The organism is Catellatospora sp. NPDC049111, from assembly GCF_040648615.1.
GTDB classification, from domain to species: Bacteria; Actinomycetota; Actinomycetes; order Mycobacteriales; family Micromonosporaceae; genus Catellatospora; species Catellatospora aurea.
In genome coordinates this window covers 67,971-79,842 of the sequence record NZ_JBEZEB010000005.1, presented here as the reverse complement: position 1 = coordinate 79,842, position 11,872 = coordinate 67,971, and the positions used below count along the sequence as shown (strand labels likewise).

The following is an 11,872-nucleotide window of genomic DNA, read 5'->3' as shown; positions in this document are numbered from 1 at the left end:
GCCCCCCGCCGCACACCCCCCCTTACTCGGCGTGGCCCCCCCCCCCCCCCCACAACTCTTCTAGATCCGTTTCGGGAGCCGGGGGTGAGGCGGGGGAGGGGGGCGGGTAGAACGGTGTGGTGAAGATGCACAGCGAGGTCGGCCGGTGGCGTCGGTGAAGCACGTGTTGGTGACCGGGGCCGCGGGGCGGCTCGGTCGGGCCACGCTCGACCTGCTCGCCCGGGAGGGGGTCGCCGCCACGGCGCTCGACCTGCACGATCCCGGTGGTCTGCCGGCCGCGCGGGTCGTGGTGGGCGACACGGGCGACGTGGCGGTGGTCCGCGAGGCGCTGTCGGGCGTGGACGCGGTCGTGCACTGCGCCGCGATCCCCGCGCCGACGCTCGGCACGGCCGAGGAGGTGTTCTGCGGGAACACGCGCAGCACGTTCGTCGTGCTGGAGCAGGCCGCGCAGGCGGGGGTGACCCGGGCGGTGCTGGCCGGCAGCCAGTCCGCGCTCGGTTTCGCCTGGTCGCCGGATCCGATCGCGCCGCTGTACCTGCCCGTCGACGAGGCGCACCCGCTGCTGGCGGCGGACCCGTACGCGCTGAGCAAGCAGGTCGACGAGCAGATCGGGCAGATGATGGCCCGCCGCTACGGCATGACCGTGGTGACGCTGCGCTTCCCGCTGCTCGGCGGCCTGACCGAGCGCCTGCCCACGTTCGCCTCGCACTACCGCGCCGACCCGGTGCAGGGGGCCAGGTCGCTGTGGGCCTACCTGGAGGACCGCGACGCGGCGACGGCGAACTGGCTCGCGCTGACCCGCCCGCTGTCCGGCGCGCACGAGATCTTCGTGGCCGCCCCGATCACGCTGGCCGCGCTGCCGACCGAGGAACTGCTCGACCGGTTCCACCCGGGGGTGCCGCGGCGGGTGGAGTTCCCGGGCCGCGCCGTGCCCTTCGACCTGGCCCTGTCCGGCCGCCTGCTGGGCCTGGTCCCGGAGCACCTCTACGCCTGAGGCTATGAGGTATGCCTTGCCTGATTCATCGCCATGGATGAGAATTCCATTCACGACCTGCGCTGAAAGCGGCCCCGTATTGGCAAGCCGAATGGCGTAGGTTAGCCTAACCTAAGTGCTGGCGAGGAGGCTCGCCGGCGATGCTTAGGAACGGAACCGCAATGACAGAACAATCGTTTGGCGGGGACGTCGTCCATGACATCGTGGGCGTGGGATTCGGTCCGTCCAACCTGGCCCTGGCCATCGCCGCCGCGGAGAGTCCCGCTCCGGTCAGCGCGGTCTTCCTGGAGCGGCAGGCGGCCTTCGGGTGGCACCGCGGCATGCTGCTCGACGACGCCACGATGCAGGTCTCGTTCATGAAGGACCTGGTCACCCTGCGCAACCCGGCGAGCCGGTTCAGCTTCCTGTGCTACCTGCACAGCCGGGGACGGCTCATCGACTTCATCAACCACAAGAGCCTGTACCCGCTGCGGGTGGAGTTCCACGACTACCTGGAATGGGCCGCGGCGCAGGTCGGCGGCATGGTGCGCTACGGCCACGAGGTCGTCGACGTGCACCCGGTGTACGAGCGCGGCCGCGCCGACCACCTGATGGTGGTGGCCCAGGGCCCGCGTACCGCGACGGCGCTTCGCGCCCGCAACGTCGTGTTCGCGACCGGCCTGTCCCCGCAACTGCCCGACGGGGTCACCCCGTCGGCGCGGGTCTGGCACACCCAGGACCTGCTGCACCAGGTCGGGCAGTGGTCCGGCGCGAAGCGCTTCGTGGTGGTCGGCGCGGGCCAGAGCGCGGCCGAGGCGACCGCGTTCCTGCATGAGCGCTTCCCCGGGGCCGAGGTCTGCGCGGTTTTCTCCCGGTACGGCTACAGCCCCGCCGACGACAGCCCGTTCGCCAACCGCATCTTCGACCCGGGCGCGGTCGACGACTTCTACACCGCGCCGCCGCAGACCAAGCAGCTGCTGCTGGACTACCACCGCAGCACCAACTACTCGGTCGTCGATCTCGACCTCATCAACGACCTCTACCGGCGCGTCTACCAGGAGAAGGTGCTCGGCCAGGAACGGCTGCGCATCCTCAACGCGAGCCGCCTGACCGGCGTGCGCGACGACGGCGACCGGGTCCACGTCGAGGTGTCCTCGCTGCTCACGGGAGAGCTGACGGCGCTGGACGCGGACATCCTGGTGTGCGCCACCGGCTACCGCCAGGCCGATCCGTCGGGCCTGCTCGGTGACCTCGCCGGGCACCTGCGCCGCGACGGCGACGGCCGGCTGGTCGCCGGGCGTGACTACCGGCTGTCCGCCGGGTCCGATCTGGCCTGCGGCGTCTACCTGCAGGGCGGCACGGAGCACTCGCACGGCATCACGTCATCGCTGCTGTCGGCGACCGCGGTGCGGGCGGGGGAGATCCTGCAGTCCGTTCTCGACCACCGCGACGGTCCGGCGGCGACGCTCACCGCAGAGGTGCCGGCGCTGATCACCCGCCCGCGAGCGGCCGTGGCGCAACCTGCCGTCCTGGGCGGGGCACTGTGATGATCTGTGCGTAGCACTTCCGTGGCGCTGGGTGTGGCCTGACCGGACGGTGCGGGTCTATGCTTCCGCTGCATCACCACGACGGTCAATGGAGGCGTCAGTGTCGCAGGGCGGCGGTCCGGGTGCGGGTGGCGAGGAGGTCGCGCCTCCGGGCGTCGACACGAGCACACCGCACTCGGCACGGATGTATGACTGGTGGCTGGGCGGCAAGGACAACTTTGCCGCGGACCGGGCCATGGGTGACGCGTTCATCCAGGCGATCCCCACCATCAAGACGATGGCCAAGGAGAACCGGAAGTTCCTCGGCCGCGCGGTGAAGCACCTGGTCGCCGACGCGGGCATCCGGCAGTTCCTCGACATCGGCACTGGCATCCCGACCCGGCCCAACCTGCACGAGGACGCGCAGGCCATCGCCCCGGAGACCCGCGTGGTCTACGTGGACAACGACCCGATCGTGCTGGCCCACGCGCGGGCGCTGCTGGTCAGCTCGGAAGAGGGCCGCAGCGAGTACATCCACGCCGACCTGCGCAAGCCGCAGGAGATCCTGTCCGACCCGGCGCTGCTGAGCACGCTCGACCTGAGCAAGCCGGTGGCGCTGATGATGGTCGCGGTGCTCATGCTGCTCAAGGACGACGAGGACCCGTGGGGCCACACCCGCGAGCTGATGGACGCGCTGCCCTCGGGCAGCTACCTCACCATCACCCACCCTGGCCGCGAGTTCGACGAGGAGGCCATGGGGGTCATCCGCTCCTCGGCCGAGCGCGGCGGCATGACGGTCATCCCGCGGACGAAGGTGGACGTGGCGCGCTTCTTCGAGGGCTGGGACCTGGTCGAGCCGGGTGTCGTGCCGGTGATGGCCTGGCACCCGGAGACCGAGCCCGAAGACCCGAACGGCGCGTTCTACTGGGCGGGCATGGCCCGCAAACGCTGACCAGCAGACCCGCCGCGGGGCGGGAGCGGACAACTCGCACCGTTGTCGGCTCCCGCCCCGCGGTGACCTGAGGAGGGTCAGACGTAGCTCAACGCGTCGATCGACAGGTCGATGAGGTCGCGCCGGGCTACGTAGCGTGCGGTTCTGATCTCGACCTCCGTGCCGCGGGCGGTCGAGGAGCAGCAGATGACGGTCGCGGCGTGGCTGCTGGCGTCGTAGACGATGCCGGCGCGCCACTGGCCGTCGCGGTACACCCAGACCCGGTCGTGGGGCGCGTACGCGTCGGTGGGTACGACGTCCGCCACGGTCCGCTCGTCGGGGTGCGTCTTCGGTGGTGCCATGGATCGGGTGTCCTCCTGTGGGGCCGGAACATTCCGACGTGGCTCGTGCCGCGTGTGCCGGCGACTCCCCACGTCCGTGGACTAGGCCGCCTTCGGTCACACCGCGTAGCGCGACGCGCCCGGGAGGTAGCCGCATCCCGAGAAGGCTGAGCCTGCCGGTCCGGGAGGGGGTCCGTGCCGTCTGCCCAGGTGGAGGGGGTAGCGCCAGCCGTTCGGGTGGCAAACGGTAGCGCTTCCATTGACTGTGTTCGCTTAGCCGACCCCATGATGCACGGCTATCCTGTGCAAAAGCAAGCGCTGATGCACGTGCAGACGATCGTGTTGCTGCACGGGTGAACGGCGTTCTCTCTCTGGGGGCGGAGGATCGCGATGACGCACATCCACGGCGGGGCACCGGAGCTCGCCGCGATCGCGTGGCGCAAGAGCGTGCGCAGTGGGGCTGACGGGAACTGTGTCGAGATCGGCCGGCTGCCCGGGGGGTCGGGTTTCGCGCTACGCCATTCGCGGGACCCGCTGGGGCCGGTGCTGCTCTACACGAGGGCGGAGATGAACGCGTTTCTGCTGGGTGTCTACGACGGCGACTTCGACGATCTACTTTCTTGACCGTTGATTCTCGACAGTGCGCCCGCGCTTTGCGACAGTATGCGCAGGAGATCACGCGGGCGGGCAGGCGGAGGGCGCACGTATGGCGGCAGACCCGGAGAGTGGGTCGGGCGGCGGTCCTACCGTGCTGCGCATGCTGCTCGGAGCGCAGCTGCGGCGGTTGCGGGAGTCCCGCGGCATCAGCCGGGAGGACGCGGGCTGGCAGATCCGGGCCTCGGAATCGAAGATCAGCCGGATGGAGCTGGGCCGGGTCGGTTTCAAGGAGCGTGACGTCGCCGACCTGCTCACCTACTACGGGGTGACCGACGAGGCCGAGCGGCAGGCGATGGCCGCCCTGGCCCGGCAGGCCAACGAGCCGGGCTGGTGGCACCAGTACGGCGACGTCTACCCGGCGTGGTTCCAGTCCTATCTGGGCCTGGAATCCGCCGCGCAGATCATCCGGACCTACGAGGTGCAGTTCGTGCCCGGCCTGCTGCAGACCGCCGAGTACGCGCGCGCCGTCATCATGCTCGGCCACGGCGGCAAGCCGGAGCCCGAGGTGAGCCGCCGGGTCGAGCTGCGGATGACCCGCCAGCAGATCCTGTACCGGCAGAACCCGCCGCGTCTGTGGGCCGTGGTCGACGAGGCGGCGCTGCGCCGGCCGGTGGGCGGGCGCTCGGTGATGCGCGGGCAGATCGAGGCGCTGCTGAAGGCGGCGAAGCTGCCGACGGTCACCCTGCAGGTGATGACGTTCGCCAAGGGCGGCCACGCCTTCAGCAGCGGCGCGTTCTCGCTGCTGCGCTTTCCCGACCACGACCTGCCCGACGTGGTCTACCTGCAGCAGCTGACCAGCGCGCTCTACCTCGACAAACGTGAGGACGTCGAGCAGTACGTCACCGTCATGGAGCAGTTGTGCGTCGACGCCTCGCCGCCGCAGGACACCCCCGCGATCCTGGAGGGCATCCTGCGCGACCTCGACTAGCCGGGTCGGCTACTCGGCGGGCGGTTCGATCGGCAGCACCACCCGGAAGCGGGTGTCGCCGGGCTGGGACTCGACTCGGATGTCGCCGTGGTGCTTGTTGACCACGATCCGGTACGAGATGTCCAGGCCCAGGCCGGTGCCCTCGCCGACCGGCTTGGTGGTGAAGAACGGCTCGAAGATGCGCGGCCGGATCGCCGGGTCGATGCCGGGGCCGGTGTCGCCGATCTCCACGAACACGCAGTTGTTGTCCCGGCCGGTGCGGATGGTCAGCGTGCCGGAGCCGTGCATCGCGCCGAGCGCGTTGTCGATCAGGTTGGTCCACACCTGGTTCAGCTCGGCGGCGTACGCGGGGATCTTCGGCAGGGTCCGGTCCAGCTCCTTGACCACGGTCAGGTCCTTGGTGACCTTGCCGGCGAACATGGCCAGCGTCGCCTTGACCAGCTCGTTGACGTCGACCTCCTGGTACGGCGCGCGGTCCAGCTGCGAGTACTGCTTGGCGGCGGCGACCAGGCCGGAGATGCGGGTGACCGAGTCGTCGATCTCGCCCATCAGCAGCTCGGTCTCCAGGGTGTAGGTCAGCCAGCGCACCGCGGATTCGAAGTTCTCCGCGCCGACCGTGTCGGACACCTGCTCCAGCCACTCCTCGTCGACGCCGCCCGCGACCAGGGTCGGGGCGATGTCCCACGCGCCGGTGATGTCGCGCTCCTCCAGCCAGTCGGCCAGCGCGTCCTCGGCGTCGGAGGTCTGCACCGGGGTGAGCTGGGCCGCGCCGTCGATCCGCTTGACGGCCTCCTCCTGCAGGTCGACGAGCTGGCGCAGCCGGGTGCCGTCGAGCCGCCCGTCGGCGATCAGCGACAGCTTGTGCCGCATCCCGGCGACGCGCTGGCGCAGCACGGAGGTGGCCCGGACCGCCGCGGCGGCCGGGTTGTTCAGCTCGTGGGTGAGCCCGGCCGACAGCGAGCCCAGGGCCAGCAGGCGTTCGCGCTCGCCGACCAGGGTCTGCATGCTGCGCATGCCGAAGAACAGGCCTTCGAGCAGGTGCATCGCCATCGGGAACCACTCGCGCATGACGGTGCCGAAGTCGTCGGCGGGCAGCACGAAGAACTCGGTGTCGCTGACCGCGAGCAGGGAGTGCACGTACTTCTGCGGGACCCGGTCGCCGAGGTAGGCCTGGGTGGCTCCGGCGTACACGCCGCGCTGGTCGGTGCGGCTGACCTCGATGCTGTCGCCGTGCACCTGGCGGCTGAGCGCGACGGTGCCCGACAGCAGCACGTAGAAACAACTGGCCTCGTCGCCCTCGGCGAAGACGGGACCGGCGGGGATGCATTCGATGCGGCCGTGCTCGGCCAGCCAGGCGAGCTGGTCGTCGCTGAGCGATTCGAACAGGAACAGCTCGCGCAGCAGCGCGGGGGTGAGTTCGATGGTCACTGCCCCTCCAGGTATCGGTGTACGAGTGAGATGGCCATGGCGCCCTCGCCGACGGCGGAGGCGACGCGCTTGACCGAGTCGGACCGCACGTCACCGGCGGCGAACACGCCCGGCACGCTGGCTTCCAGGTGGTAGGGGTCGCGGTCCAGGCGCCACCCGGCCGGGCGCTTGCCGCCGCTGAGCAGGTCGGGCCCGGTCAGCACGAAGCCGTGCTCGTCGCGGGCCAGCACGCCGTCCAGCCATCCGGTGCCCGGCTCCGCGCCGATGAAGATGAACAGCCAGGACGCGTCGACCCGGGTCTCTTCGTTCGTGCGCGTGTCGACCAGGGTGAGGTGCTCCAGGTGGTCGTCGCCACCACCTTCTTTGACCTGGGTGTACGGGTGCACGGTGATGTTCTCGATCGCCTCGATCTGGTCGATCAGGTAACGCGACATGGAGCGGCGCAGGTCCTCACCGCGGATCAGCATGTGCACGCGGCTGGCGTACCGGGAGAAGTAGACGGCGGCCTGGCCGGCCGAGTTCGCCCCGCCGACGATGTAGACGTCCTGGTCCTGGCAGCCGGGCGCTTCCGTGGCGGCCGAGCCGTAGTACACGCCGCGGCCGGTCAGGTCGGCGCAGCCGGGCACGTCGAGCATCCGGTATGACACGCCGGTGGCCAGGACCACGGCGTGCGCGGCGATGCGGCTGCCGTCGGCGAAGTGCACGACGCGGGCCGAGCCGCAGGTCTCCAGCGAGGTGACCTCGCGCGCCGAGAGCAGCTCCGCGCCGAACTTCAGCGCCTGGCGGCGGGCCCGCTCGGTGAGCTGCGCGCCGGAGACACCGTCGGGGAAGCCGAGGTAGTTCTCGATGCGGCTGCTCTGCCCGGCCTGCCCGCCGGTGGCGCGGCGCTCGACGAGCACGGTGCGCAGGCCCTCGGAGGCGGCGTACACGGCCGAGCCGAGTCCGGCAGGGCCTGCTCCGACGACGATCACGTCGTAGAAGTCGGCGGCCGGGGTGGTGGTCAGGCCGATGTTTCCGGCCAGCTCCGCCTCGTTGGGCTGGACCAGGGTCTTGCCCTCGGCGGTCACCACGAGCGGCACGTCGTCGGCGGTCAGCCCGGCCGCGGCCAGCAGGCGCGCGCCTTCGGGGTCGTCGGCGACGTACCAGCGGAACGGGACCAGGTTGCGGGCGAGGAAGTCGCGGATCTTGTAGGAGTGCGCGGACCAGCGGTGGCCGACCACGCGCAGCTCGGCGGTGGCCGCGTCGGGGGTCGCCAGCCAGGACTGCAGCAGGTCGTCCACGACGGGGTAGAGGTGCTCCTCCGGCGGGTTCCACGGCTTGAGCAGGTAGTGGTCCAGGTCGACCAGGTTGATCGCGTTGATCGCCGCGTCGGTGTCGGCGTACGCGGTCAGCAGCACCCGCCGCGCCCGCGGGTAGAGGTCCATCGCCGATTCCAGGAACTCGATGCCGTTCATCTGCGGCATCCGGTAGTCGGCCAGCAGCACGGCGACCTGCTGCCCGCGCAGTTTCAGCTCGCGCAGCGCGTCGAGGGCCTCGCTGCCCGAACTCGCCCGCACCACCCGGTAGTTCTCGCCGTAATGCCGGCGCAGGTCGCGCGCCACCGCGCGGGAGACGTTCGGGTCGTCGTCCACGGTCAGGATCGCCGGAGTGCTCATGTCACCTATCAAACACCTTCGCGGGCCCTTTCCATGGCATCGTGATCACAAGCGCATCACCGGTCACGCCTGTAACTTTCATGCCGCCGCGAGCCGGTCGAGGTCCGCGGCGAGCTGTCCACCGGCCGTGGCGAGCAGTTCGGCGTTCTCCTTCTCCGGGTAGCCGCGCACGGCCGTCTCGGCGACCAGGATCAACCACAGGTAGATCCGGTACAGGGTGAGGCGGGTCTGCTCGTCGGCGGTCAGCGCCCGGCCGAGGAAGCCGTCGATCGCGGCCGCGGCCTGGTCCTCGGGGATCCACGTCGCCAGCGAGACCAGTTCGGCGATCGGGTCGCCGTAGAAGGCCCGCTCGCCGTCGATGACGGCCTCGACCCGCCAGCCGTCGCCGTCGGCCTGCACGAACACGTTGCCGTCCCACAGGTCGAAGTGCACCAGCGCGGGCACGGTCACCGCGTCGAGCAGCGGGGCGTGGCGGGCGACCAGCTCGCGGATCTCTGCGGCGGGCCGGGGCAGCGGCCGCTCGGTGGCCGTCGCGTCGGCCAGGATGTCGTCGACGAAGTGCAGGAACGACTCCCGCCAGGACGCCGAGCGGGTGCGCCCGTCTCGGCGCGGGTAGCCGAAGCGCTCGCCGGTGACGGCGGTGCCGGCCGCGGCGATACGGCCCAGCTCGTGGCGCACCGCCAGCACGTGCTCGGCGGACATCGTCTGCTTGGCCTGCTCGAAGGAGACGCCGCGCAGCCGTTCCATGACCATGACGCCGCTCTCGGCGTCGGCGTGCCACATCCGCGGCAGCGGCACGCCCGCCGCGGCGGCCCGCTCGAAGAACTCGATCTCGGTGAACATCAGGTCGACCTCGTAGGTCAGCATCGTGATGCCCCGGTCCGGCGCGACCTTCAGCACCACCTCGCGGCCGTCGGCCAGGCGCACGGCGTGGGCGGCGTTGAAGAAGCCGTCGGTGAACTCCTCGTGCTGCTCGACGAGGGCATGCTCGCCCAGGGCCCGCCGGATCAGGCGGGCGATGTCGGCTTCGGACAGCACGGGCTTGGTGATGCTGCGCATGGGCCGATCATGGTGGGAGAGCGCTTCCAGAAGCAAGGCCGTCGGAGACGGCGGCGACAGGGATTGACGCAAACTGTTGCGTCCGGGTTTCGGGAGCCTTACGCTCCAACACAAATGGGAGCGCTCCCGTTCACTGTCGTCGATGCCTGGTCCATCTCGGATGGTCGGCGACAGGGGCGGGAACCGGGTGGCCCGCCTCGGCGGGACGCCTGTGCCACCCCCGGTGCCCGCCGGGGGCGCGGGTTCTGTCCGGCCGTGGCTGGGAGCGCTCCCGACCTGCGGCGGCCACCGATCACCGCCGCACCACCGCTTCCGGAAGGTTCTCATGGCACTCACTCCGAAGGCGGGGATACGCAGACGACTGCGCATCCCCCTCGCGCTGGCCACGATGGCCACCATGCTGGCGGCCGGCGCGGCCGTGCTCGCCCCGTCCACCGCCTCCGCCGCGGTGCCGGAGAAGGACTGGCTGCACGTCCAGGGCAACAAGGTCGTCGACGAGGCCGGCAACGAGGTGTGGCTGACCGGCGTCAACTGGTTCGGCTTCAACGCCTCCGAGCGGGTCTTCCACGGCCTGTGGTCGGGCAACATCACCACCATCACCAAGGGCATGGCCGACCGCGGCATCAACCTGGTCCGCGTGCCGATCTCCACCCAGCTGCTGCTGGAGTGGAAGAACGGCCAGACGGTCGCCGCGCCCAACGTGAACACGTACGCCAACCCCGAGCTGGCCGGCAAGAACAACCTGCAGATCTGGGACTACTGGCTGCAGCTGTGCGAGCAGTACGGCATCAAGGTCATGCTCGACGTGCACAGCGCCGAGGCGGACAACTCCGGTCACATCCACCCGGTGTGGTGGAAGGGCTCGATCACGGTCGAGCAGTTCTACCAGGCGTGGGAGTGGGTGACCAACCGGTACAAGAACAACGACACCATCGTCGCGATGGACATCAAGAACGAGCCGCACGGCACCCCGAACTCCCCGCCGCGGGCCAAGTGGGACAACAGCACCGACCAGGACAACTTCAAGTACACCTGCGAGACCGCGGGCAAGCGCATCCTGGCGATCAACCCCAACGTGCTGATCCTGTGCGAGGGCATCGAGGTCTACCCGCGTCCCGGTGAGACCTGGAGTTCCCCGAACACCGACCCGGACCTGTCGCCGAACTACTTCTACAACTGGTGGGGCGGCAACCTGCGCGGCGTGCGCGACTACCCGATCAACCTCGGGGCCAACCAGGACCAGCTGATGTACTCCCCGCACGACTACGGCCCGCTGGTCTACGAGCAGCCGTGGTTCCAGGGCACGTTCGACAAGACCTCGCTGACCAACGACGTGTGGCGGCCGAACTGGTTCTACATCCACGAGGACGGCATCGCGCCGCTGCTGATCGGCGAGTGGGGCGGCCGGCTCGGCCAGGACGCCCGCCAGGACAAGTGGATGACCGCCCTGCGTGACCTGATCGTGCAGTACCGCCTGCACCAGACGTTCTGGGTGCTCAACCCGAACTCCGGCGACACCGGCGGCCTGCTGCTCGACGACTGGGCCACCTGGGACACCACCAAGTACAACCTGCTCAAGCCGGCGCTGTGGCAGCACCAGGGCAAGTTCGTCAGCCTCGACCACCAGGTCCGGCTCGGCGGCGCGACCAGCACCACCGGCTACAACCTCGCCGACGTGTACGGCGGCGGAGGCACCGGCGGCGACACCATCGCCCCGTCCGCGCCCGGCAACCCGTCGGTCACCGGCGTCACCAGCAGCTCGGTGTCGCTGACCTGGGGCGCGGCCACCGACAACGTCGGCGTGACGGCGTACGAGGTCTACCGTGCCGGGACCAAGGTCGCCACGGTCTCCGGGCGCACCTACACCGACACCGGGCTGGCCGCGTCGACCGCGTACCAGTACACGGTGCGGGCCAGGGACGCCGCGGGCAACGTCTCGGCGGCCTCGGCCGCGGTCACCGGCACCACGTCCGGGGGCGGCGGTGGCGGCAGCGGCTGCACGGCCACCCTGCTGGTGACCGGCTCCTGGCAGGGCGGCATGCAGGCGGAGGTGACCGTCAAGAACACCAGCACCATGACGTCGGCCGCCTGGTCCGTCGTGCTGAACATCCCCAGCACGCTGACCATCGCCAACCTGTGGAACGGCAACCGGACCGGCGGCACCGTCACCAACGCGCCGCACAACGGCACGCTGGCCCCGTCGGCGAGCACGTCCTTCGGGTTCGTGGCCAACGGCACCGGCACGGTCACCGTGACCAGCTGCGCCCTGGCCGTCCCGTGATCATCGACCGGCCGGCGGCGGACCCCTCTCCGCTACCGGCCGGTCCCGCAATATGACGCGGCTCGGCCGGTCCGCCCCTGATCCGGGGTCCGG

Annotated in this window: 10 protein-coding genes; 6 read left to right on the top strand and 4 right to left on the bottom strand. The window is 70.4% G+C overall.

What is annotated here, in order from left to right; translation table 11 throughout:
* The first annotated feature begins 154 nt into the window (after positions 1-154).
* The 3 genes from AB0B66_RS09300 (at position 155) to AB0B66_RS09290 (ending at position 3,451) form a co-directional block, all read left to right on the top strand.
* Positions 155-994 (top strand): NAD(P)-dependent oxidoreductase, encoded by an 840-nt coding sequence (locus AB0B66_RS09300; RefSeq protein WP_360525446.1) that lies wholly within the window; start codon positions 155-157, stop codon positions 992-994.
* A gap of 161 nt (positions 995-1,155) precedes the next feature.
* Entirely contained in the window at positions 1,156-2,520 is a 1,365-nt protein-coding gene (locus tag AB0B66_RS09295) for a lysine N(6)-hydroxylase/L-ornithine N(5)-oxygenase family protein (RefSeq protein WP_360525443.1), read from the top strand.
* 88 nt (positions 2,521-2,608) lie between these two features.
* Positions 2,609-3,451 carry an SAM-dependent methyltransferase gene (locus tag AB0B66_RS09290; protein ID WP_360525440.1) on the top strand — a complete coding sequence of 281 codons (843 nt, stop codon included), beginning with the start codon at positions 2,609-2,611 and terminating at the stop codon, positions 3,449-3,451.
* Between the two features lie 77 nt (positions 3,452-3,528).
* Here the strand turns inward: AB0B66_RS09290 and AB0B66_RS09285 are convergent, their stop codons facing one another.
* Positions 3,529-3,792, bottom strand: coding sequence for a hypothetical protein (locus AB0B66_RS09285; RefSeq protein ID WP_360525437.1), 264 nt, complete (start codon positions 3,790-3,792; stop codon positions 3,529-3,531).
* Between the two features lie 369 nt (positions 3,793-4,161).
* Between AB0B66_RS09285 and AB0B66_RS09280 the strand changes: the two genes are divergently transcribed.
* Positions 4,162-4,395 carry a DUF397 domain-containing protein gene (locus tag AB0B66_RS09280; protein ID WP_203698181.1) on the top strand — a complete coding sequence of 78 codons (234 nt, stop codon included), beginning with the start codon at positions 4,162-4,164 and terminating at the stop codon, positions 4,393-4,395.
* Positions 4,396-4,477: 82 nt separating this feature from the next.
* The gene (locus AB0B66_RS09275; RefSeq protein WP_360525433.1) at positions 4,478-5,356 is read left to right on the top strand and encodes a helix-turn-helix transcriptional regulator; all 879 of its coding nucleotides are present in this window, start codon (positions 4,478-4,480) and stop codon (positions 5,354-5,356) included.
* A 9-nt stretch (positions 5,357-5,365) separates the two neighbouring features.
* On the opposite strand, the gene AB0B66_RS09270 is transcribed toward AB0B66_RS09275, so the two are convergent.
* The 3 genes from AB0B66_RS09270 to AB0B66_RS09260 all read right to left on the bottom strand — a co-directional run bounded on the left by AB0B66_RS09270 (position 5,366) and on the right by AB0B66_RS09260 (position 9,498).
* Positions 5,366-6,784 (bottom strand): ATP-binding protein, encoded by a 1,419-nt coding sequence (locus AB0B66_RS09270; protein ID WP_360525430.1) that lies wholly within the window; start codon positions 6,782-6,784, stop codon positions 5,366-5,368.
* Positions 6,781-8,439 (bottom strand): FAD-dependent oxidoreductase, encoded by a 1,659-nt coding sequence (locus AB0B66_RS09265; RefSeq protein WP_360525427.1) that lies wholly within the window; start codon positions 8,437-8,439, stop codon positions 6,781-6,783. The genes AB0B66_RS09270 and AB0B66_RS09265 overlap by 4 nt, the downstream gene beginning before the upstream one ends.
* Before the next feature lie 78 nt (positions 8,440-8,517).
* Complete coding sequence (locus AB0B66_RS09260; protein ID WP_360525424.1) at positions 8,518-9,498, bottom strand: aminoglycoside phosphotransferase family protein; 981 nt, start codon at positions 9,496-9,498, stop codon at positions 8,518-8,520.
* A gap of 388 nt (positions 9,499-9,886) precedes the next feature.
* Here AB0B66_RS09260 and AB0B66_RS09255 point away from each other — a divergent pair, with 388 nt between their 5' ends.
* Complete coding sequence (locus tag AB0B66_RS09255) at positions 9,887-11,779, top strand: cellulase family glycosylhydrolase (RefSeq protein WP_360526290.1); 1,893 nt, start codon at positions 9,887-9,889, stop codon at positions 11,777-11,779.
* Positions 11,780-11,872 lie beyond the last annotated feature (93 nt).